At 66.8% G+C, this 21,462-nt stretch carries 21 protein-coding genes; 13 read left to right on the top strand and 8 right to left on the bottom strand.

Features of this window, described 5'->3' with window-relative positions; all coding sequences use genetic code 11:
• The first annotated feature begins 59 nt into the window (after positions 1-59).
• From HNP52_RS04290 to HNP52_RS04270, 5 genes are all read left to right on the top strand, one after another.
• The gene (locus HNP52_RS04290; protein WP_184162923.1) at positions 60-389 is read left to right on the top strand and encodes a hypothetical protein; all 330 of its coding nucleotides are present in this window, start codon (positions 60-62) and stop codon (positions 387-389) included.
• Between the two features lie 84 nt (positions 390-473).
• Positions 474-899 carry a hypothetical protein gene (locus HNP52_RS04285; RefSeq protein ID WP_184162920.1) on the top strand — a complete coding sequence of 142 codons (426 nt, stop codon included), beginning with the start codon at positions 474-476 and terminating at the stop codon, positions 897-899.
• A 57-nt stretch (positions 900-956) separates the two neighbouring features.
• Positions 957-1,628: a glutathione S-transferase family protein gene (locus HNP52_RS04280; RefSeq protein WP_086127617.1), complete on the top strand. Its 672-nt coding sequence runs from the start codon at positions 957-959 to the stop codon at positions 1,626-1,628.
• Between the two features lie 143 nt (positions 1,629-1,771).
• Entirely contained in the window at positions 1,772-2,386 is a 615-nt protein-coding gene (locus tag HNP52_RS04275; RefSeq protein ID WP_184162917.1) for a YbhB/YbcL family Raf kinase inhibitor-like protein, read from the top strand.
• Between the two features lie 75 nt (positions 2,387-2,461).
• Positions 2,462-3,622 (top strand): alpha/beta hydrolase, encoded by a 1,161-nt coding sequence (locus tag HNP52_RS04270; RefSeq protein ID WP_184162914.1) that lies wholly within the window; start codon positions 2,462-2,464, stop codon positions 3,620-3,622.
• 503 nt (positions 3,623-4,125) lie between these two features.
• On the opposite strand, the gene HNP52_RS04265 is transcribed toward HNP52_RS04270, so the two are convergent.
• The 3 genes from HNP52_RS04265 to HNP52_RS04255 all read right to left on the bottom strand — a co-directional run bounded on the left by HNP52_RS04265 (position 4,126) and on the right by HNP52_RS04255 (position 6,919).
• Positions 4,126-5,121, bottom strand: coding sequence for a diguanylate cyclase (locus tag HNP52_RS04265; protein WP_311768397.1), 996 nt, complete (start codon positions 5,119-5,121; stop codon positions 4,126-4,128).
• Positions 5,122-5,279: 158 nt separating this feature from the next.
• A complete protein-coding gene (locus HNP52_RS04260; RefSeq protein ID WP_184162911.1) occupies positions 5,280-5,828 on the bottom strand; it encodes a peroxiredoxin in 549 nt (182 codons plus the stop codon).
• Between the two features lie 29 nt (positions 5,829-5,857).
• Positions 5,858-6,919 carry a phospholipase A gene (locus tag HNP52_RS04255; RefSeq protein ID WP_184162908.1) on the bottom strand — a complete coding sequence of 354 codons (1,062 nt, stop codon included), beginning with the start codon at positions 6,917-6,919 and terminating at the stop codon, positions 5,858-5,860.
• Between the two features lie 65 nt (positions 6,920-6,984).
• On the opposite strand from HNP52_RS04255, the gene hisN reads away from it, so the two are divergent.
• A complete protein-coding gene (gene hisN, locus HNP52_RS04250) occupies positions 6,985-7,788 on the top strand; it encodes a histidinol-phosphatase (RefSeq protein ID WP_184162905.1) in 804 nt (267 codons plus the stop codon).
• Positions 7,789-7,853: 65 nt separating this feature from the next.
• Here the strand turns inward: hisN and HNP52_RS04245 are convergent, their stop codons facing one another.
• A complete protein-coding gene (locus HNP52_RS04245; protein ID WP_184162902.1) occupies positions 7,854-8,267 on the bottom strand; it encodes a hypothetical protein in 414 nt (137 codons plus the stop codon).
• A gap of 213 nt (positions 8,268-8,480) precedes the next feature.
• Positions 8,481-10,589, bottom strand: a complete 2,109-nt coding sequence (locus HNP52_RS04240) for an AsmA family protein (protein WP_184162899.1) — start codon at positions 10,587-10,589, stop codon at positions 8,481-8,483.
• Positions 10,590-10,941: 352 nt separating this feature from the next.
• Here HNP52_RS04240 and rpmI point away from each other — a divergent pair, with 352 nt between their 5' ends.
• The 4 genes from rpmI (at position 10,942) to pheT (ending at position 15,140) form a co-directional block, all read left to right on the top strand.
• Positions 10,942-11,145, top strand: a complete 204-nt coding sequence (rpmI, locus tag HNP52_RS04235) for a 50S ribosomal protein L35 (RefSeq protein ID WP_184162896.1) — start codon at positions 10,942-10,944, stop codon at positions 11,143-11,145.
• A 14-nt stretch (positions 11,146-11,159) separates the two neighbouring features.
• Positions 11,160-11,525, top strand: coding sequence for a 50S ribosomal protein L20 (gene rplT / locus HNP52_RS04230; protein ID WP_116839693.1), 366 nt, complete (start codon positions 11,160-11,162; stop codon positions 11,523-11,525).
• Between the two features lie 106 nt (positions 11,526-11,631).
• Positions 11,632-12,732, top strand: coding sequence for a phenylalanine--tRNA ligase subunit alpha (gene pheS, locus HNP52_RS04225; RefSeq protein ID WP_184162893.1), 1,101 nt, complete (start codon positions 11,632-11,634; stop codon positions 12,730-12,732).
• Complete coding sequence (pheT, locus tag HNP52_RS04220) at positions 12,729-15,140, top strand: phenylalanine--tRNA ligase subunit beta (protein WP_184162890.1); 2,412 nt, start codon at positions 12,729-12,731, stop codon at positions 15,138-15,140. The genes pheS and pheT overlap by 4 nt, the downstream gene beginning before the upstream one ends.
• A gap of 116 nt (positions 15,141-15,256) precedes the next feature.
• Here pheT and HNP52_RS04215 read toward each other — a convergent pair whose 3' ends face one another.
• Positions 15,257-15,637 (bottom strand): endonuclease domain-containing protein, encoded by a 381-nt coding sequence (locus tag HNP52_RS04215; RefSeq protein ID WP_184162887.1) that lies wholly within the window; start codon positions 15,635-15,637, stop codon positions 15,257-15,259.
• 153 nt (positions 15,638-15,790) lie between these two features.
• On the opposite strand from HNP52_RS04215, the gene HNP52_RS04210 reads away from it, so the two are divergent.
• Positions 15,791-16,525 carry an SDR family NAD(P)-dependent oxidoreductase gene (locus tag HNP52_RS04210; RefSeq protein ID WP_184162884.1) on the top strand — a complete coding sequence of 245 codons (735 nt, stop codon included), beginning with the start codon at positions 15,791-15,793 and terminating at the stop codon, positions 16,523-16,525.
• A 6-nt stretch (positions 16,526-16,531) separates the two neighbouring features.
• Here the strand turns inward: HNP52_RS04210 and HNP52_RS04205 are convergent, their stop codons facing one another.
• Complete coding sequence (locus tag HNP52_RS04205; RefSeq protein ID WP_184162881.1) at positions 16,532-18,283, bottom strand: hypothetical protein; 1,752 nt, start codon at positions 18,281-18,283, stop codon at positions 16,532-16,534.
• A 2-nt stretch (positions 18,284-18,285) separates the two neighbouring features.
• Positions 18,286-18,639 (bottom strand): hypothetical protein, encoded by a 354-nt coding sequence (locus HNP52_RS04200; RefSeq protein WP_184162879.1) that lies wholly within the window; start codon positions 18,637-18,639, stop codon positions 18,286-18,288.
• 106 nt (positions 18,640-18,745) lie between these two features.
• Between HNP52_RS04200 and HNP52_RS04195 the strand changes: the two genes are divergently transcribed.
• Together HNP52_RS04195 and HNP52_RS04190 are read left to right on the top strand one after the other, a co-directional pair.
• Positions 18,746-19,612, top strand: a complete 867-nt coding sequence (locus HNP52_RS04195; protein WP_184162876.1) for an aldose 1-epimerase family protein — start codon at positions 18,746-18,748, stop codon at positions 19,610-19,612.
• 176 nt (positions 19,613-19,788) lie between these two features.
• Positions 19,789-21,360, top strand: coding sequence for a peptide chain release factor 3 (locus HNP52_RS04190; protein WP_184162873.1), 1,572 nt, complete (start codon positions 19,789-19,791; stop codon positions 21,358-21,360).
• The last annotated feature ends 102 nt before the right edge of the window (positions 21,361-21,462 follow it).

Here is a 21,462-nt window from a genome sequence, read left to right as displayed (position 1 = left end):
TGACGGCCCGGCCCGCCCGTCATCCCATCCGGGAGTACTGGCGCGAAGGGGTCGCGGCGTTGGTGCTGCTCGCGGTCGGGGCATTCTTCGCCTGGCCGAGCTGGGAGGGGCTGCCGCGCCGCGAGGGCATGCAGATCGTGGCAACGGGGACCATCCGTGACCTTCGGCAAGGCGTGCCGTCGGGAGGCAAGTACACGCTGGCGCACGGTCCGGTCGCCGTGATCGAAGTCACGATGCCGGGCGGCGGCGTGCAACGCTTCACCGGCGGCCCGAACCTGCTCGATCGATGCCGTCGCGGCGATACGGTCACCCTCACGCGATACCAGAATGATCGCGGCAAATTCGCCTGGGCGCTGAAGGCGGATTCCTGCGGCGGCAATCCGCGCTGAACGGCTCGTCGCAAGCCCCTGCATATCTGCCAAGCCTTTGTGATATAAAGCACGCATATCCGAGTCCGCCCTCCGGAGCGTAACATGCGTCTTGCCCTGACCGCTGCCCTGCTTTGCGCCGCCGCCACGCCGGCGCTTGCCCAGTCCCAGCCCGAGCCCAGCACCCGCGACAAGACCGAGGCGCTCGCCCGCGCGCTCAACAATCCGATAGTGCAGGAAGGCGCCGCGGCGATGCTCACCAACCTGGCCGGCATCGTGCTCGACACCCGCGTCGGCCCCGCCGCGCGCTATATCGATCCGACGATCGGCGAGCAGGACACGCTGCGTGACATCCAGCGCCGCCGCGATCCGAATTTCGAGAAGAACTTCCATAACGACGCCCGCAGTGCCGTCGTGATTGCCGGCAAGCTGACCGAGGGCGCGCTGCAGATGCAGGACTCGCTCGACCAGACCGCCGCCCGCCTGCGCGCCGCGCTGGCGCCGCTGCGTGGGGCGCTTACGACCAAATAAGCGCTTTTGCCCGGCAATCGCTTTACGCGGGCGCGTGCCGAGTCCTAAAGCGACTGGATGTGGCAGCTTTACCAATTCCCGCTCTGTCCCTTCTCGCGCAAGGTCCGGCTGCTGCTGGGCGAGAAGGGCGTAGGCTATGAGCCGGTGCGGGAATCGCCCTGGCTGCGGCGCGACGAGTTCCTCGACCTGAACCCTACCGGGCAGGTGCCGGTGATGGTCGATGACGAGCGCGGTGTGACGCTGATCGATTCGCAGGTGATCTGCGAGTTCTTCGAGGAGACGGTGAACAAGGCGCCGATGCTCAACGGCACCGCCACCGATCGCGCCGAGATCCGCCGCCTGGCGATCTGGTTCGACACCAATTTCTATGCCGAGATCACCGCGCCCCTGCTCCACGAGCGGATGCTCAAGCGCATCGTCTACAAGCAGTCGCCCGATGGCCAGGCGCTGCGCAATGCGATGAAGGCGGCGGTCAACCATCTCGATTATATCGATTATCTGCTCGATCACCGCACCTGGCTGGCCGGCCCGACGATGAGCCTGGCCGATCTCGCGGCGGCGGCGCAGATCTCGATCGCCGATTATCTCGGCGGCATCGACTGGAAGAGCCATGAGCAGGCCAAGGGCTGGTATATCCGGATGAAGAGCCGCCCGAGCTTCCGCCCGCTGCTCAGCGAGCGCATGGAAGGCATCCCGCCGCCCGCCGATTACGAGAAGCTCGACCTGTAGCTCTCATCGCTACCCTGGCCTTGAGCCGGGGTCCGCTGCCTCGGGCTGGCGAAGGAGAAGCGGGATCCCGGCTCAGGGCCGGGATGACGTGACGGATGGGAGCCTCCCGCCTTCTCATCGGTTCAGCAGCCGAGGAGAAAGCGATGCTCGAACATCTTCCCCATTGGCTCGGCAAGGCGCTGAGCCCGTTTCGTGCCGGTGCCGACAAGCTGGCGATCGTCCGGCCCGAACTGGCCGGCGAAGGCGTGATCCATCTCGCCAGCCCGGCCTTTGCCAATGACGGGCGCCTGCCCGATCGCTTCACCGCCGATGGCGAAGGCGTGTCGCCGCCCTTGTTCTGGACCGGGGTGCCCGAGGGAACGGCGCGGCTGGTGCTGATCGTCGAGGATCCCGATGCACCGACGCCGCAGCCGGTGGTGCACGGAATCGTCTGGGGCCTGCCGATCGACGGCGACCTCAAGGAAGGCGAGATCGCGCCCGATGGCGCCGGCGGTGCCGAGGGCGAGGATGTCGGGCGCAACAGCGTGTTCGTCGAAGGCTGGCTGCCGCCCGATCCGCCCAACGGGCATGGCGAGCATAGCTACGCTTTCCAGATCTTCGCGCTGACCGAAGGGCCTGAGCCGAGCGAGAATCCGGGCCGTGGCGCCGTGCTGCGGGCGATGGAAGGCAGGGTGATCGCCGCAGGGCTGCTCACCGGCACCTATTCCCGCGGCGAGGAAGCGCCAATCGGCCCGGTCGGGGCAAGCGCCACCGCCTGACAGCGGCCCGGCTCGAAAGCCGCTTGCCGCGATCGCGCGCGCCTGCCACCTGATGCTCGCCTCGCGGGGAGCATCATGCGACAAGGGTTTGCGCGCGTATTTCTACTGGCGCTTGCCGTCCTGCTGGGCGGCTGCTGGTCGCATGCCTATCCGCAGCGCGAACGCTTCCTGGCACCGGCCGATCTCGATCCGGCGGCCGCCAGGCGGGCCGAGCTGTTCGTCGACATGAACGGCACCTTCTATCCCGATGGCTGGCGCAGCTATGCCGATCGCGGCAAGCTGAAGGCCGGCAGCCTGCTCGACGAAGCGCTGGGCAAGCCCGGGCTCGACGCCCTGATCGCGCGCGAGGAAGCACGGCAGCTCGCCGATATCGAGGCGTTCGCGCGGGACAAGAAACGGATCTTCGTGCTGATCCATGGCTTCAACAGCGAGATCGACGACAGTGAGCCGCCCTTCGACACGATCGAGGCGCAGCTCGACCTCGGGCCGGACGACGGCGTGATCCGCTTCAACTGGGACGGGCTCACCGGCAAGCTGCTCGGTGCGGGCAAGATCTGGTTCCGTGCCACGGCGACCAGCCAGCTTGCCGGTTCGCGCGGGTTGCGCCGGGTGCTGGCGCGGATCAAGGGCAAGCAGGTCTATCTGATCAGCCATAGCCGCGGCGCCTCGGTGATCCTGAGCGCGCTGGGCAATCCGGTCTATCATCGCGATTTCATTGCCAGGGCGCGCGAAGTCTCGGCGCGCTGGCATGGCGATTATTCGGCGTTGCTCACGCCGCCGCCCTTGCCGGACCGGGGCAATCGCATCCATGCGCTGATGCTGGCGCCGGCGATCGGCCGGATCGATTTCTGCGATCAGGGTCAGCAGGCGGCGATTGTGGACAAGCAGCCCTGCGGCAAGCTGCGCGACCTCGGGCCGCAGCTGGCGAGCCTGCGCTACACGGTCAACCGCGGCGATCCGGTGCTCGACAAGTTCATCGGGTTGAGTGGCAAGCTCAATCCCACCGATTTCGGGCTCAAGGCCGAAGTGGGCGAGGCCGTTCGGGATGAGGGCCGCTATTGCGGGATGCTCGGCTATGGCTTCCGTGAGCCGGAGCCGTTTCACGCCTTTCGCCGCTATGTCCGCCATGAGGCGTTCCTGGCGATGCTGTTCGACGAGGGTATCTTGAAGCCGGGGGTGTTCCATCCCTTCCGGATGGTGCCGCCGCCGGGCTGGGGGCTCTGTCCGGGCCGCTGAGTCTCGGGTGTTCGGGCGGACCGAACTTCCGCCTTTTGGTGGCCGCCGCCGGGCGGCTCGCAGGGTTCAGCCGAAGTGGCTGAAACCCTGCAGGCCGACCGTGGCGATCGTCATTGCGGTGATGGCGAATGATGCCGCACCGATCATCAGGCTACGCGTCATGCTTATCCTCTCCCTTCCGTCGTGTCCGGCGCCGATCATGCGATCGGAAGCGCGGACGAGGAGAAGAGCAGGATGCCATAGCTGAGAACGACGGCGCCGATGACTGCAACGCTGTGCTGGAACGAGCTGATACGTACGGCCATTTTAACTTACTCCCTGTGTTTCGGCTGCCGGACCATCCGGCCTTGCCGATGCCAGATGGATTGCAGGGAGCGTGCCAATTTTCTAAGTGGTTGATTTCATTGAGGCAGCGTTAGAAAGTTACGCGCTGTTGGGAAATTTCACACCAAGCAATGGTGTATTTTCCCAATCAAAGGCGGACAGTCACTGTCCGATTCCGGTCAATCGATGCGGATGCAGTTCCGCCCGCCATTCTTGGCGGCGTAGCAGAGCTGGTCGGCGCGGTGGAACACGGTGCCGAACACTTCGCCTTCCGCCGCGGCGCTCAGTCCGGCGGAGAAGGTGATCTCGCCGAGCGGGGCGTCGGTCTCGCGCAGGCGGTAGCGCTTGGCCGACACGGCGATGCGGGCGCGATCGAGTATCTCGCGGGCAGTCCGGATATCCACGCCGCTGAACAGCACGACGAATTCCTCGCCGCCATAGCGGGCGACGAGATGGCCCTTGCAGGTGTCCGACAGCGCTTCGCCGAGCGCCTTGAGCACCCGGTCGCCGACGACATGGCCGAACCGGTCATTGACCGACTTGAAGTGATCGACGTCGCACACGGCCATGCAGATCCGGGTGCCCGCCGCGGCCTGGGCGGCATAGGCTTCCTCGAACGCACGGCGATTGGGCAGGCCGGTCAGCGGATCCTTGCGGGCGTTGTCGCGCGCTTCCTCCAGCTTGGTGCGCAGCTCGTTCGCTTCGCGATTGGCGCTTTCCAGCCGTTCCTCGGCGGAGCGCACGCGCTCGAGCATCGTCGCGGTGAGGCGCTCGACCTCGACATTGTCGGCGCCGGAGCTGCGCATCGCGCGCGCGCTGGCAGCCAGGTCGCGGCCGAAATCGACGGTCTCGGCATGGATCGCGGTGACCATGTCCTGGAAGCCCTCGACCTGCATCTGGGTCTGGGCGACCAGGCCCTGGGCCTTTTCGATCGTCGCGGTCGGATTGCCGGCGACGGGCTGGGTGTCGCAGCCAAGCGTCTCGATGTCGCGCCGGGTGAGGCGGACGCCGCCGTCGGTGAGCGCGTGCACCGCGCGCGCGAGCGGTCCGTCGGGATTGGCGAGCAGCTGATAGGCAAAGGCATAGTTCGCGGGATCAGGGTCGAGCCGCTGATCCACCAGGAACTCACCGATTCGGTCGTACAGGTTACGCGCGGCCTGGGAACCGCTTGCCACCCGAACGGCCTTCGCCGCGCCCATCTGCTTCAATGCCTCACCAGAAAATTGGTCCGACGGCATCAACCCTCAATGCCGTCTGGACACGGAATTACGGTGCAACTGCTAACATCCGGTGAGCAAAGCATGCGGAATCGTGAAAATGTCGAGGCCGCGGATCAATGCTTGTGCGCGGCCTTGTACTTCTGGACCGCGGCGAGCGACAGGCGGATGTGATCGGCGGGGCTCATGTCCGAATGGACGAACAGCACCTTGCCGTTCGGCGCGATCACATAGGAGGTGCGGCTGGTAACCGTCGTCGGCTTGCCGTCCTTGCCGGTGAGCAGCACGTCATAGCCCTTGATGATCTCCGGGCTGGCGGCGGCGACGGCGAACTTGCCGGCGCACTTCTCGGCCGAGAAGGCCTCGAGCTTCTCGACATTGCCGGCGGTCATGCCGATCACCGTGGCGCCGGCCTTCTGGAAGTCGGGCAGTGCCTCGGCGAATGCATGGGCTTCCGCGTTGCAGCCCGCAGTGAAGGCGGCGGGGAAGAAATAGAGGACGACAGGACCCTTCTTGAGCGCGGCCTTGAGGTGCACGGTGAAGGGCTTGCCTGCCATCGCGCCGGGCGCGGTGAAGTCGGGCGCGACCTGGCCCGTCTTGAGCGCGGCGGTGGCCGGCATGGCGAGCGACAGGGCGGCGGCGGCAGTGATCAGCAATTTGCGCATGGCGATCCTCCTTAGATCCTCTCCCCGGCTTACCGCGTCAGTGCGATGCCGATCCGGGCATGGGTGTCGTTCTTGCGATAGTCGTCCAGTGCCTCGCCATAGCCGGTGAAGGCCTGGCCGAAGATATAGAAGCCCACGCCCTTCGCAATCCGCGCGAGCGGGTAGGAGACGAACAATTCGGCGGCGCCCTTGCCCGTTTCGAAATTGCCGCGCCCAGTGAGCGAGAGCTTGATGCCGTCGCGCTGCCCGATCGCCGCGGTGAGGCTGGTATAGCCGAAATAGTCCTTCACGTCGGGTGCGGTGCGGATCTGGCCGACATAGAACCAGGCCTGGGGGGCGATATCGACATGCCAGTCGCCACCCAGGTCGAAGGTCTTCTCGGCGCGGAGGTAGGCGCGGTTGAGATCGACCGAATCGAGCGCGCCGCGGCCGTTCGAATCGTGCCGGTAGCCGAGCGCGACCCTGGTGGTGTCGTCCAGGGGAATGTCGGCGTAGATTTCGGGGCTGTAGTTGGTCGAGCGGAACGGGCCCGAGGGCTGGTTCAGCGCCCAGAACATCGTCTGGGTATAGGCGAAGCGCAGGTTGCCGAGCTTGAGCGGGGCATTCTCGCTGAACGGGCGGAAGGCAAGGCTCACCTGCAGCTTGCCGCCGGCATCTTTGAGGCCGAATGCGCCATAGACCGGCTCATGCGGCTCGAACCGGTCGACAAAGGCCGCCGAGCTGCCCGTCGAGCTCTGCACCACCGTCTCGCCCTCGGGCATGTCGGCGGCGGCGTGCTGTTCGGTCGGCGGAACCGCGCGGCCGGCGATGCCCACCGGCACATAGCGTGCCTTGGCGAAGCCGTGCGGGGCGACCGTCGGCAGCGGACCCGGCGCGCGCTCCAGGACCAGGCGGGTGCCGTCGACCGCGGTGATCTCGATCTGGCGTGGGCCGGCATCAGTGACCGGCGCTTCGCCTTCATTGATCAGGAACACCTCGACCCCGCGCAGCGCATCGGCTTCGGAAGCGGGCTGGGCGGGCACGGCGCGCAGGGTCTGCGCGGCGGCGGGGGTGGCGGCGAGGAACGCGATCGGGATCAGCAGGCGGCGCATCGGCGGGTGGAGTGACAAAGGTTTGTGACCTTGGCGAGTCAAAATCGGAACGCTAGGGCTTCCCCATGCCCGTGACCGCTGCCGATATCGCCCTTGCCGAACGCCTTGCCGATGTGGCCGGCGCCGCCATCCTGCCCTACTTCCGGGGTGCCCATGGCATGGAGGCCAAGGAGGACCAGTCCCCGGTGACCCTGGCCGACCGGGCCGCGGAAGAGGCCATGCGCAAGCTGATCATCGCCGAAAGGCCCATGGACGGCGTGCAGGGGGAGGAATTCGGAACGCGGGAGGGGAGCAGCGGAAAGACCTGGGTTCTCGACCCTATCGACGGCACCCGCGCGTTCATTGCCGGCCGCCCGATCTTCGGCACGCTGATCGCGCTGATCGAGGACGGCTGGCCGCTGCTCGGCATCATCGACCAGCCGGTGACCAGGGAGCGCTGGCTCGGCGTCGCCGGCCGCCCGACCCTGTTCAACGGCAAGCCCGCCGAGGCGCGCCGCTGCCGCGACCTCAAGGACGCGATCCTCGCCACGACCAGCCCGGCGCTGTTCGACGACGACCAGCTCCACGCTTTCGAGCACCTCGACAGCGCCGTGGCGAGCGTGGTGCTGGGCGGCGACTGCTATAATTATGGCTGCGTCGCCAGCGGCTGGCTCGACATCGTCGTCGAGGCCGGCCTCAAGCTCCACGACTTCGCCGCGCTGGTGCCGATCGTCGAGGGCGCGGGCGGGCGGATGTGCGACTGGCAGGGCGACCCCCTCCACGCCGGCAGCAACGGCGAAGTGATCGCCGCCGGCGACCCGGCGCGGATCGAGGAGATCCTCGAGGCGCTGGCCTGCCGCGGGCAGGGCCATCACCACCACGACCATTGAGCGATTTCCGACGGTTGAAAGAGCGGCGGGGGCCGGCCCGCCGGGTCAGCGAAGCAGGCGAAATCCTACTTTGCAAGCCGGGCGCCTGACCGGTCGCACTTGTTCCAGCGAAAGCGCTGGTTCCATTTGCGCCTCGCGGCGTGATCGCGCCGATCTTCGGCTCGGGACAGGAGCCCTCCGATCGACGGACAATGCCCGCGCTCGGCGGCGAGAACCGCCCAGCCGTGCGAGATGCGGTCTTCTCCCGCCATCATATGGAACTCGGCGAGTGTAGCGGCGGCATCGCGATCGCCTCCACGCGCTTTCGCAACGAGCGAATCGTGTTCGGCGCGCTTCATCCACCAGTCGAGGCAGATCGAAATTTCGACGATAGCCGCCCCGCAATAGGGCGCGGTGGACGCGCGTGTCTCAAGTACGGCGGGCGGCGCGCCGGTCAGGAACAAGCCGGCAGTCGCGGCGAGCAGCAGGTGGATGCGCATCGTTCCCCTTCCGATGGCGGTTTGTGGGGGAGAGGGTCCGGCATCGTGGAGGTGGCGTCAATCCGGTTTGGAGGAGCGGCCTGGTCCCGGTTCCGTGGCGAAGGCCGGGGCCTGTTGCGATGTCGTTCGAGAGGTTCCGGCGCCATCGAGGATTCGTCGAAACTGGGCCCCGGCCTTCGCCGGGGATCTGTTTGGGGTGAGGGGGGAAAGCGTTCAGTCCCGCCCGCGCCCGCCATTCTCCGACTTGCTCGTCGTCCCCCTGCCGACATCGTCGCGGGGCTTGCCCTTGGTGGTGCGCTGGGCGGCGGCGCGGGCGCCTTCGAGGACCGGGCCGCAGGCGGCGGCCTTGGCGTCGCCGACATCGACGAACGCGATGATCGCCGCGAACGGGCTGGCGATCACGCCGAGCCCCAGCCCGACCCCGGCGCGGGCGACCAGCTCGGGGGAGATGACGTTGAGCCCCGGCCGGGCGAAATAGCCGTTGAGGCCGACCGGGGACTGGCCGGAGAACAGGCTGAACTTCTTGCTGTCCGCGCGGATCGCCAGATCGATGCTCTCGTTGCGGAAGCTGAAGCCGCCGCGGCCGAGGATGACGTTCTTCTGCGTGTCGATCAGGATCGGGTCCGCCGCCGCCACGCCGTTCCGCACGGTGAAGCCGATCAGCCCGCAATTGATCTGCACCGGCTCCTTCAGCTTCTTCTCGAACATCTTCTGGACGAAGGTGCCGATATCGATCTCCGAGAGCTGGACGTTGCGCGTCCAAAGCGACCCGCGCGGCAGGATGATCGCGATGCGGCCGTTCGAATTGGCCAACGATTCGCGCACGCTGTCGCCGAGCCCGGTCATCTGCACCCGCGCCTTGACCGTGCCGCTGGTGCCGCTCTGCTCGACGCCCCAGCCGGCGAGCAACGTGCCCATCGGCGTAGGCGACAGGCGGATGTCATAGTCGGTGAAGACCGGCTGCCTGCGCGCGTTGATGCTGATGTCCGAGCTGACCGTGCCGCGCGCCATGCTGAAATTGAGCGGGCTGAGCTTGAGCAGCATGTTGTCGAGATCGAGCCCCAGCTCGATGTTCGACACCGGGAAGCTCGGCGCGCGGACGTCGCGCACGGTCCAGTGGACCTTCGCGTCGAAGTTGCGAAGTGTATCTATGCGGAGTTTCGCATCGGGCAGCAGGCGCGGCGTGCCCGAGACCTGGGTGATCGCACCGGCCGCACCCTTCGCCGCCAGCGTGTTCGGGTTGTAGCCGATGAACGGGCCGGCATCGACGATGTCGAGCGTGTCGGTGGCGAGCTCGGCGGTGAGCAGCATGCGCGGGCGCGTCATCTTCACGGTCATCTTGCCGGCAAGGTCGGAGTCGCCGAAGCGGCCCTTCAGCCCGGTGAAGCGCCATTCGTCGCCGCGCCTGGTGAGCGCCGAGGTGAGCCGATAGCTGCGCGTATCGGGCACGGCGATACCGGCGAGCATGAAGACGTCCGCCAGGTTCGCCCCGCGGATGTTCATGTGGAGGTCGGCGCCCTCGATCTCGGTGGCGCCGGGGAGCGTGCCCGAGACATCGACCTGGGTGCGCACCGCCTCGGCGTGCAGGCGCAGTTGGTTCCTGCCGCCCGAGACGGTGGCATTGGGGGTGAGCAGCGCGCCGTTCATCACGAAGCGGGTGCCGCGCACCGTGCCGGCGCCGTCAAAGCCGATCGACGAGGCGAACTGGGTGTCCTTCGCTTCCACCGTGTGGATGCGGATCCCGGCCTCGACCTGCATGCGCGGATCGATGTAGCGGATCATCGTGCCCTGGACGAGCGCGCGGCGGATGACCGGCAGGTCGAGCGGCTCGCCCTTTTCCTCGCTGAACGTCCAGCTGTTGCGCTTGCCGTCCTTGTCCCAGCGCAGGTCGATCCGGCCGTCCTCCAGGCCCAGCCAGTTGATCCGCCGGCGGCCGGTGATCAGGCCCCAGGTGGAGATGCGCGAATCGATGCGCTTCGCTTCGAAGAAATTGCCCTTGCCGGCCCATGCGGGGTTGGAGATCGTCATCCCCTCGGCGACGAACTTCACGTTGAGCGGATTGAAATAGAGCTGGAAGTCGCCGGCGACCTTCACCTCGCGTTGGGTCTGCTGGGCGACGATGCGCTCGAAGCTGTGCTTGAGGAAGCGGCCCTTGGTGACGAACAGGATCGTCCAGGCGAGGACGACCAGGCCGAGGAGCGTGGTGACGACCGCGATGGCGCCGGCTCCGGGCAAGCCGAGCGCGCGAATCGGGTGCGCGGGCGCGTCGGCGGGCGCTTGTGCCGGAGCGGCGGCGGAGATCGGGGCTTCGCGATCGGCCATGCTGGGAGAAAGCCCGGTGATGCCAAGGGGTTCCCGTTCCCTTCATGGGTGCCTTCCCATTCAGGATTCCCCTCCCTGCAAGGGAGGGGCTAGGGGTGGGTTAGAAAAGCTCGGGCTCGATACCCGAGCTTTTCTTCTTTCGCGGGCCGACTGGCTGAGCTCGCTGCGCTCGCCACCCACCCCCAACCCCTCCCTTGCAGGGAGGGGAGTTAAGGGAGGAGGTGGATCGGAGACTCACCTTGCGCTCTCCCGACTCTTCGGCTAGGGGCCCCGCTTTCCGCGATCGTAGGGATGCGCCGGCTGAATGGGCTGCCGCGCGTGTCCGCAATCGTCGAACTATAAGGAGACGAAAATGCCCAAGCTCAAGACGAAGAGCGGCGTAAAGAAGCGCTTCAAGTTCACCGCCACTGGCAAGGTGAAGCATGGAGTCGCCGGCAAGCGCCACCGCCTGATTTCGCACAACGCGAAGTATATCCGCCAGAACCGCGGCACCTCCGTGCTCGCCGACGCCGATGTTGCACACATCAAGGCGTGGGCGCCCTACGGTCTGAAGTAAGGAGGGCCTGACAAATGGCACGAGTTAAGCGTGGTGTAACCACCAAGGCCAAGCACAAGAACATTCTTGAGCAGGCAAAGGGCTATCGCGGTCGTCGCAAGAACACGATCCGCATCGCCCGTCAGGCCGTCGAAAAGGCCGGCCAGTACGCGTATCGCGACCGCAAGGTTAAGAAGCGGACCTTCCGTGGTCTGTGGATCCAGCGCATCAACGCCGGTGTCCGCGCCGAAGGCCTGACCTATTCGCAGTTCATGCACGGGCTGAAGCTCGCCGGTATCGAGCTGGACCGCAAGGTCCTGGCCGATATCGCCATGAACGAAGGCGAAGCCTTTACCGCCATCATCGCGCAGGCGAAGGCGGCTCTGCCCCAGGCCGCCTAAGGCGACCTGCGCGAGCAAGAGAAAATGGGGCGCCGGTGGCAACACCGGCGCCCTTTTTCTTTGTGTCGCTGGCCGCTAGAGGCTCCCTCGACGAAGTGAGGATTTGATGACGACCGATCTGGACCAGCTCCGCACCGACCTGCTCGGCGCGATCGATGCCGCGGCGGGGCTCGAGCCGCTTGAGGCCGTGCGCGTGCATGCGCTTGGCAAGCAGGGGGCGATCACCGGCCTGCTCAAGACGCTGGGCGGGATGACTCCCGAAGAGCGCCAGGAAACCGGCCCGCGCATCCACGGGCTGCGCGAGGCGGTGACCGAGGCGATTGCCAGCCGCAAGGCCGGGCTGGAGAAGGCGGCGCTCGATGCACGCCTCGCCAGCGAGACGATCGACATGACGCTGCCGGTCGACAGCGTGGCCGCAGGTTCGGTGCATCCGGTGAGCCAGGTGATGGACGAGCTGGCGGAGATCTTCGCCGATCTCGGCTTCGCGGTCGCCACCGGTCCCGAGATCGAGGACGACTGGCACAATTTCACCGCGCTCAACATCCCCGAGACGCATCCGGCGCGGGCGATGCACGACACCTTCTATTTCCCGCGCGAGGAAGACGGCAGCCAGAAGTATCTGCTGCGTACCCACACCTCGCCGGTGCAGATCCGCACGATGGTCAAGGACAAGCCGCCGATCCGGATCATCGCGCCGGGCCGCGTCTATCGCTCGGACAGCGACGCGACGCACACGCCGATGTTCCACCAGATCGAAGGGCTGGTGATCGACAAGGGGATCACGCTCGGCCACCTCAAATGGACGCTGGAGACCTTCCTCAAGGCGTTCTTCGAGCGCGACGACATCGTGCTGCGGCTGCGCCCGAGCTATTTCCCGTTCACCGAGCCTTCGGCCGAGGTGGACGTCGGCTTCACCTGGCAGAACGGCAAGCGTGTGATCGGCGGCGATCCGCGCAAGAGCGACAATGGCGGCTGGATGGAAGTGCTCGGCTCCGGGATGGTCCACCGCAAGGTGATCGAGAGCTGCGGCCTCGATCCGAACGAATGGCAGGGCTTCGCCTTCGGCACCGGCGTCGACCGGCTGGCGATGCTCAAATATGGGATGGACGACTTGCGCGCCTTCTTCGACGGCGATCTGCGCTGGCTCAAGCATTACGGCTTCTCGGCACTCGACGTGCCCACGCTGAGCGGGGGAGTGGGCGCATGAAGTTCACCCTGAGCTGGCTCAAGGAGCATCTCGACACCACTGCCTCGCTGACCGACATCGAGGAGGCGCTGACGCGCGTCGGCCTCGAAGTGGAAGGCGTGGAGAATCCGGGCGAGAAGCTGAACGGCTTCCGCGTCGCCAAGGTGCTGACCGCCGAGCGGCATCCCCAGGCGGACAAGCTGCAGGTGCTGACCGTCGATACGGGCGAGCAGGTGCTGCAGGTGGTCTGCGGCGCGCCCAATGCGCGCGCCGGGCTGGTCGGCGTGCTCGGTACGCCGGGCGCGGTGGTGCCGGCGAACGGCATGGCGCTCAAGGTCGCCGCGGTGCGCGGGGTCGAATCGAACGGCATGATGTGCTCGACGCGCGAGCTCGAGCTGGGCGAGGATCATGACGGGATCATCGAGCTGCCGGCCGATGCGCCGGTGGGCACGGCGTTCGCCGACTATGCCGATCTCAACGACCCGGTGTTCGACATCTCGATCACCCCGAACCGCCAGGACTGCATGGGCGTGCGCGGGATCGCGCGCGATCTGGCGGCGGCGGGGCTGGGTGTCCTGAAGCCGCTCGATGCCGAGCCGGTTGCCGGTGCGGGCGCGGGCCCCGAGGTGAAGATCGAGGCGCCCGAGGGCTGCCCGGCTTATTATGGCCAGACCGTCTCGGGCGTGACCAATGGCGCCTCGCCGGAGTGGATGCAGCGCCGGCTCAAGGCGATCGGGCAGCGGCCGATCTCGGCTTTGGTCGACATCACCAACTATGTGATGATCGATCTCGGCCGGCCTTTGCATGTGTACGACAAGGCCAAGCTGTCGGGCGCGCTGACCGTGCGCAAGGCCAGGGCCGGCGAGCAGGTGCTGGCGCTCAACGAGAAGACCTATACGCTCGACGAGACGATCACGGTGATCGCCGATGCCAACGGCGTGCACGATATCGGCGGGATCATGGGCGGCGAGGACACCGGCGTGTCCGAGGCGACCACCGACGTGGTGATCGAATGCGCCTATTTCGAGCCCGAGCATATCGCGCGGGCGGGGCAGAAGCTCAACCTGACCAGCGATGCGCGCTCGCGCTTCGAGCGTGGGGTCGACCCGCAGTTCCTCGAGGACGGCATCGCGATCGCGACGCGGCTGGTGATCGAGCTGTGCGGCGGTTCGGCGAGCGAGGTTACGCGTGCGGGTACGCTGCCCAAGGTCGGCGTGACCACCGGCTATGATCCCAGGCTGGCCGAGACGCTCGGCGGGCTGGCGGTGCCGGCGGCGCGGCAGGTCGAGATCCTCGAGAGCCTGGGCTTCACGGTCCAGCCGCTCGACGGCAATGGCGATCCGGTCGAGCTGGCCGACGGCTTCGACGCGCTGCGCGTCACCGCGCCGAGCTGGCGCCGCGATGTCGACGGGCCGGCCGACCTGGTCGAGGAAGTGATCCGGATCGAGGGCATCGACAATGTGCCGTCCACGCCGCTGTCGCGGGTGCCGGGCGTGGCCAGGCCGACCGCGACGCCCGAGCAGAAGCTCGAGCGCAAGCTGCGCCGCACGGCGGCGGCGCGCGGGCTCAACGAGGCGGTGACCTGGAGCTTCGTCTCGGAGAGCGAGGCGGCGCCCTTCGGCGGCGGTGCCTGGACGCTGGCCAATCCGATCAGCGAGGACATGAAGGTCATGCGCCCGTCGCTGCTGCCGGGCCTGCTGGGGGCTGCCGAGCGCAACCTCAAGCGCGGCGCGACGTCGGTCCGCCTGTTCGAGCTGGGCCGCCGCTATCTGGCGGACGGCGAGCGGGTGACGCTCGGCGTGCTGCTGGCGGGCGCGAAGACGCCGCGCGGCTGGCAGGGTGGCCGCGCCCAGCCCTTTACCGCCTTCGACGCCAAGGCCGAGGCGCTGGCGCTGCTCGAGGCCGCCGGCGCGCCGGTGGCCAACCTGCAGGTGATGGGTGAGGCGGGCGACGTCTGGCACCCGGGCCAGTCTGCGACGCTGCGCCTGGGTCCGAAGACCGTGCTCGCGGCGTTCGGTATGGTCCACCCGAGCGTGCTCAAGGCGTTCGACCTCGACGGCGATGTCGCCGCGGTCGAGCTCTATCTCGATGCGCTGCCCGGCAAGCGCGGCGGGTCCGGCTTCATGCGCACGGCCTATACGCCGCCCGCGCTGCAGGCGGTGACGCGCGACTTCGCCTTCCTCGTGCCGACGGCGCTGGCGGCGGGGGACCTGGTGCGCACCGTCAAGGGCGCGGACAAGGCGACCATCGTCGATGCGCGGCTGTTCGACGTCTTCACCGGCACCGGCGTGCCGGAGGGACAGAAGAGCCTCGCCATCGAAGTCACGCTCCAGCCGGGCGAGAAGAGCTTCACCGACGAGGAGCTGAAGGCGGTCGCCGACAAGGTGGTCGCCGCCGCGGCCAAGCAGGGCGCGGTGTTGCGGGGCTGAGTCTCTAGTGGTGGCAATCTAAAAGCCCTCCCCCTTGATGGGGGAGGGTTGGGTGGGGGTGAGCTCTCCGCTAGCGACGTCGCCTGAGGCGCGCGCACCCTCATCCCTCCCACTCGCTACGCGAGCGGGCCCCTCCCTTCTCCCATCAAGGGAGAAGGGCTATTTAGTGCGGCGCCTATCTGGCGCGCCACGCCTTCGGGGTTCGCGAGTATGTCGTTGTTCCAGAAGCGCAGGACCTGGTAGCCGTCACCTTCGATGGCCGCAGTCCGATGCGCATCGACTTCTTCGGTGTGCTGCCCGCCATCGGCTTCGATCACCAACTTGGCGCGGTGACTCGCGAAATCAACGGTATACTGCCGGATCGGTACCTGACGCCGGAAGCGTTCGTCCGGGAAAGCCTCGCGGAGCAATCGCCAGAGCGCCCGCTCCGCGTCCGTCGCATTTGCGCGCAACTGGCGGGATCGGGCTGTGCTGCCGCTTGGTGGCACTCGCTTCATGTGCGCAATGTAACTGAGAGCTCACCCCCACCCAACCCTCCCCCATCAAGGGGGAGGGCTTTCGCTTGACGCTTCCGTTCAGCGCACCTCCTGCGCGCGCTTGACGGCACCACGCCGCGCGGCAAGGAGCGAGGAAACCACAGGAGACTCGCCATGCCAACCGCACTCATCACCGGCGCCACTTCGGGGATTGGCGAGGCCTGCGTGCTGGCCTTTGCCGATGCGGGGTGGAATGTCGTCGCGACCGGGCGGCGGGCGGAGCGGCTGGCGCCGCTGGAGCGCGACAATGTCCGCACCCTTGCCTTCGACATCCGCGACGAGGAAGCCCGCGACGCGGCGCTGGACTCGCTGCCCGAGGGCTTCCGCGAATTCGACCTGCTGGTGAACAATGCCGGGCTCGCGCTGGGCCTCGAGCCCGCGCAGGCGGCGTCGCTCACCAAGTGGAAGACGATGATCGACACGAACGTGACCGCGCTCGTCTCGATCACCCACAAGCTGCTGCCGATGCTGGTGGCGCGCAAGGGCGCGATCATCAACCTGTCGTCCGTCGCAGCGACCTATCCCTATCCGGGCGGCAATGTGTACGCGGCGACCAAGGCGTTCGTCCGCCAGCTGAGCCTCGACCTGCGCGCCGACCTGCACGGCACCGGGGTGCGCGTCACCTCGATCGAGCCGGGCATGGTCGAGACCGAGTTCACGCTGGTCCGCACCGGCAGCCAGGAAACCTCGGACAAGCTCTATGGCGGCGTGAACCCGATGACCGCCGAGGACATCGCCGAGACGATCCTGTGGGTGGCGACGCTGCCGCCGCACCTGAACATCAACAGCCTCGAGCTGATGCCGGTCAACCAGAGCTGGCAGGCCTTCGCGATCCATCGCGAAGGCTGAGCCCCCTCACGCCATCAAGGGCCGGATCTCGTCATAGGCGGCGCTGGATATCACCCAGGGCGACCAGTCGCGCACAAAGGTGAAATAGGCAAAGTCATGATCCCCGAGCGCGGCGATCATGTGCCTGGCGAGCCCCGGCCAGCGCCGTAGCGTCCAGGGGTTTATCGCCACGCCTTCCGGGCGCGTGAGCGGGACGGAGGACAGGTCGCATTTCAGCCGGTCGGTGCCGTAGTAATAATAGAAGACCTCCACCGGCAGCGTCTCGTCGGGAAAGGCGAAGCTCGGATATATCTCGATTTCGATCTGGAAATCATTCTTCAGCCGCTGCTGGGCGAAGAGCAGTTCGGGCCCGATGAGCGTCCTGAGCCGGCGTCCGTTCATGAGCAGCTTGGCGGTGGGCGCGTAGAAGTCCATCACCGAGTACCAGACCGAGGGGTTGGCAAATCCCAGCCGGTCCGGGGCTGCGCCCTGATGCGTCGGCGCGCAGGCCCACCACCATTTACGATAGGGGAGGTCCTTGCCGCCCGCCGTTCCCTTCTCATGCTCATAGCCCATGATGAGGTGGTAGCCGCGTGGCGGATCACCGAGATCTCCGCCGCTTGCCGCCATCACGTAATTCGGCTGCAGGCGATCGGCGAGGTCGGAGGTGAATCTCGCCGAGAAGATGAACTTGCCGGGGTCCTGGCGAAACTCCTCGAGCATGCGTTCCCGCAGGCCGAGATAGTCCTCCATCATCGTCTCGAGCGCTGGCGGGATGTTGCCCCGCATCTTGTCGACGGTCTGCGCGCGGAACCGGGCAAGGTCCCGGGCGATGGCCCCCTCGATGCTTTCGCCAAATATGGTGCGGCACGCCTGATCGACGAGTTCCCAGCAATCCTCGGGCGTGAGCGGCGCCGCGCCGGGTTGCGGCAGCTTGCCGGACTGGGTGAGTTCCACCGAAATCGCGGCAAAGCGTTCCGCCGGGTAGGAGGTCGCCGCATAGCCGGGGGCGGAGGCGCCGAAATAGTCGGTCTGCAGCGACGCGAACAGGATGCATTCGAGCAGCGACGGATCGATCGTGATCGCATCCTCGGCCGTGACATCTCCCTGCACCACCCCCAGCCGCCCGGCGGTTTCGATCAGCGAGAGATATTTGGCGGCGAATTGCCCGGCATCGAACAGCGAGCCGTAGAAGCGCCGCATGCCCTCCTCGCCGAAATAGGTACCGACAAAATCGAGCTGCGCCAGGAAGGCCATGCACTCGAGCTGTGCCTCGCCGCCCAGCTCGAGCCTCCCGAAACGCGTCTGTTCCTGCGCCCGGTCCCTCTCGATCATCTTTCGCCGACGGGTCAGTACCGAGGCCAGGCTGGCTAAGTGGGCGGATGGGTTCTCGACCTTCGCGACCGCGCTGCGAACGGGATCGGCATAGATTTCGAGAGGGACATGGATCTTCCCCGTCTCCTGTCCCTCGCGAAGGATGAGAGGCATGTTCGCGTACATTTCGACGAACTGGCGGAAGCGGAACGCGCCGTAATTGCTGAGCACGAAATCGAGGAAATGCCGCTTCTCGTGCCAGATCGCCGACACCATCTGCAGGCCGCGGTTGAAGGTCTTGTCGTCGTCGATGGATGCCAGAATGGCGATCGCCTCGTCGGACCTGCCCTGGGTGACCGCGGCGACCGCCTGCTGGATTGGCCCGCCGCCATCCCGTCCGCCGACCAGCTGGGCGTCGTACAACAACGACATCGTGGCCGGATCGAACTGGATGATGGGGAGCATGGCTAGCCGCCGATCTGGCTGATGTCGGTATCGGGCGTCAGCTTGGTGATCCGGGCCTGGCTGTGGGTATCGTTGACGATCACCGCGGTCTCGCCGCCGCCCTTTGGCTCGCTGCGCTTGAGCAGCGCCTTCACCGCGGCGAGGAAGCCGACGACCGAGGTGCCGGCTCCCATCATGATCGTGACGACTTCGCAGACCTGGCGGATCTCGTCGACGCCGAACGGCGCGTCCAGCGCGTCGCTGATCGACTCGGTCAGCATCGGCTCCGAGGCGGCATAGCCCTCCTGCCGTGCAAGCGCCGCGATCGCCGCGATCAGCGCGGGATCGCCGATGACATCGATTGTCTGGCTGTTCATGGTGTCTCCTCCCGGGCGGCCTGGCCTCCAGGCTGCCCCCTCTTGCCCCTGTGCCGCCGGATTATAGTATCCGCCGCCGTCTTCCCCACGATCTATTAGGTCCAGAATGATCTCTATTCAGTCCGAGTCGCTGTCCGCCGTGATCAATCCGTTCGGCGCCGAGCTCTCCTCGCTGCGGGATGCGGATGGCCGCGAGCTGATGACCGATGCGGATCCCGCCTTCTGGAGCGGGCGGGCGCCGCTGCTCTTCCCGATCGTCGGGCGGCTGATGGACGACAAATATCGGCTGGACGGCAAGGAATATGCGCTGCCCCAGCACGGCTTCGCCCGACGCCAAGATTTCGCGCTGGTCGAGCAGGCGCCGGACCGGGCGGTGTTCCGGCTGGTCGACAACGCGGAGACGCGCGCGGTCTATCCGTTCGCCTTCGCGCTCGATGCGGCGTTCACGCTGATCGACGCATCGCTGCTGATGGAGATCACGGTGACCAACACCGGCGATGTCGACATGCCGGCGAGCTTCGGCTTCCACCCCGCCTTTGCCTGGCCGCTGCCCTATGGCTCGAGCAAGGAGGAGCACCAGATCACCTTCGCCGACGAGGAGCCGGGCGAGCTGGCGGCGATCGTCAGGGGCGGCTGGATGGACGCCGACAGCTGGGAGACGCCGGTCGAGGACCGGGTGCTCGAGCTGTATGACGAGCTGTTCGAACGCGATGCGCTGGTGTGGAATCCTGTGCGCAGCCAGTCGCTCAGCTATGGCGCGCTGGGCGGGCCGCAACTGGCCTGCGATTTCCCCGATACGCCGGCGCTGGGGCTGTGGATGAAGCCGGGCGCGCGCTATCTGTGCATCGAGCCCTGGCACGGCATCGCCGATCCGTACGGCTTCACCGGCGAGATCTGGGACAAGCCGCTGATGCTGCGCTTCGCGCCGGGCGAGGCGCGGACCTTCACGATGCGGGTTTCGCTGCGGGTCTAGGGTGTCCAAATCCTCCCCCTCCGGGAGAGGAATGTAGGTGGCGTTGCGCATCACTCGATAAGAATCGCCCTGCTGTTTGCCTTCGCCGGGGAACAGATGGGCGGTGTCCCGGACCTCTCCTCCTGCACCCTATCGCAGACGTTGCCGTAAAGCCGCGCGACGACTAGAGGGCCGCGATGCCTTCTCCCTCCGACCGCCGTACCTTCGCGATCATCTCGCACCCTGACGCTGGCAAGACCACGCTCACCGAGAAGCTGCTGCTGTTCGGCGGCGCGATCCATCTCGCCGGCGAAGTGAAGGCGCGCGGCCAGGCGCGGCGCGCGCGATCGGACTGGATGAAGATCGAGCAGCAGCGCGGCATCTCGGTGACGTCGAGCGTGATGACGTTCGAGCGGAACGGGGTGACCTTCAACCTGCTCGACACGCCGGGCCATGAGGATTTCTCGGAAGATACCTATCGCACGCTCACCGCGGTCGATTCGGCGGTGATGGTGATCGACGTCGCCAAGGGCATCGAGAGCCAGACCCGGAAATTGTTCGAGGTCTGCCGGCTGCGCAACGTGCCGATCATCACCTTCGTCAACAAGGTCGACCGCGAAGGCCGCCACGTGTTCGAGACGCTCGACGAGATCGCCGACCTGCTCGCGCTCGACGTGTGCCCGATGACCTGGCCGGTGGGCATGGGCGGGACGTTCGAGGGGATCTTCGACCTGGCGACCAACCGCCTGCTGCTGCCCGAGGGCGACAGCCGCGAGTTCCATGGCAAGGTGGTGCAGACTTCCGGGCTCGACGATCCGCAGCTCGACCAGATCATCTCGCCTGAGAACCTCGCCAGGCTGCGCGAGGATGTCGAGCTGGCCCAGGCCGGCTATCCGGCGTTCGACGGCGAGGCCTATCGCCACGGCGACCTGACTCCGGTCTATTTCGGCTCGGCGCTCAAGGAGTTCGGCGTCGATTCGCTGATCGAGGCGATCGCGACGCACGCGCCGCCGCCGCACGCGCTGCCCGCCGAGCCGGCGCCGGTCGCGCCCGATGCCGGGCAGGTCACCGGCTTCGTGTTCAAGGTCCAGGCGAACATGGATCCCAATCACCGCGACCGCATCGCGTTCATGCGGCTGGTCTCGGGCACCTTCAAGCGCGGCATGAAGCTGACGCCGACCGGGCACGGCAAGCCGATCGCGATCCACTCGCCGATCCTGTTCTTCGCGCAGCAGCGTGAACTGGCCGACGAGGCGTTCCCGGGCGACATCATCGGCATCCCCAACCACGGCGTGCTGCGCGTCGGCGATACGCTGAGCGAGAAGGCGGATGTGCGCTTCACCGGGCTGCCGAACTTCGCGCCGGAAATCCTGCGCCGCGTCGCCTTGAAGGACCCGACCAAGACCAAGCAGCTGCGCAAGGCGCTGGACGACATGGCCGAGGAAGGCGTGACCCAGGTCTTCTATCCGGAGATCGGCTCGAACTGGATCATCGGCGTGGTCGGCCAGCTGCAGCTCGACGTGCTGATCTCGCGGCTCGATGCCGAGTACAAGGTGGCGGCGGGGCTGGAGATGGCGCCGTTCGAGACGGCGCGCTGGATCTCGGCGGAGGATCCCAAGGACCTGGCGGAGTTCATGAGCCTGAACCGGGGCGCCATGGCGAAGGACCGCGACGACAATCCGGTGTTCATGGCCAAGTCGAGCTGGGAGGTCGGCTATGTTGCCGATCGCTATCCCAGGGTGAAATTCGCGGCGACACGCGAGCGTTGATGAAACCCGAGGGGTGGCCGGGCGGTCCCATCCCCGCCCGGCCGTCCCGGTAAGGCTTCCCCTCGGAACGCGCGTTGCTTTTCGCCGATTTGCGACTCGTTC

The organism is Sphingomonas kyeonggiensis (assembly GCF_014204495.1).
Lineage (GTDB): Bacteria > Pseudomonadota > Alphaproteobacteria > Sphingomonadales > Sphingomonadaceae > Sphingomonas > Sphingomonas kyeonggiensis_A.
Note: the sequence above shows the minus strand (reverse complement) of the source record. Positions and strands in the feature narration are given on the sequence as shown.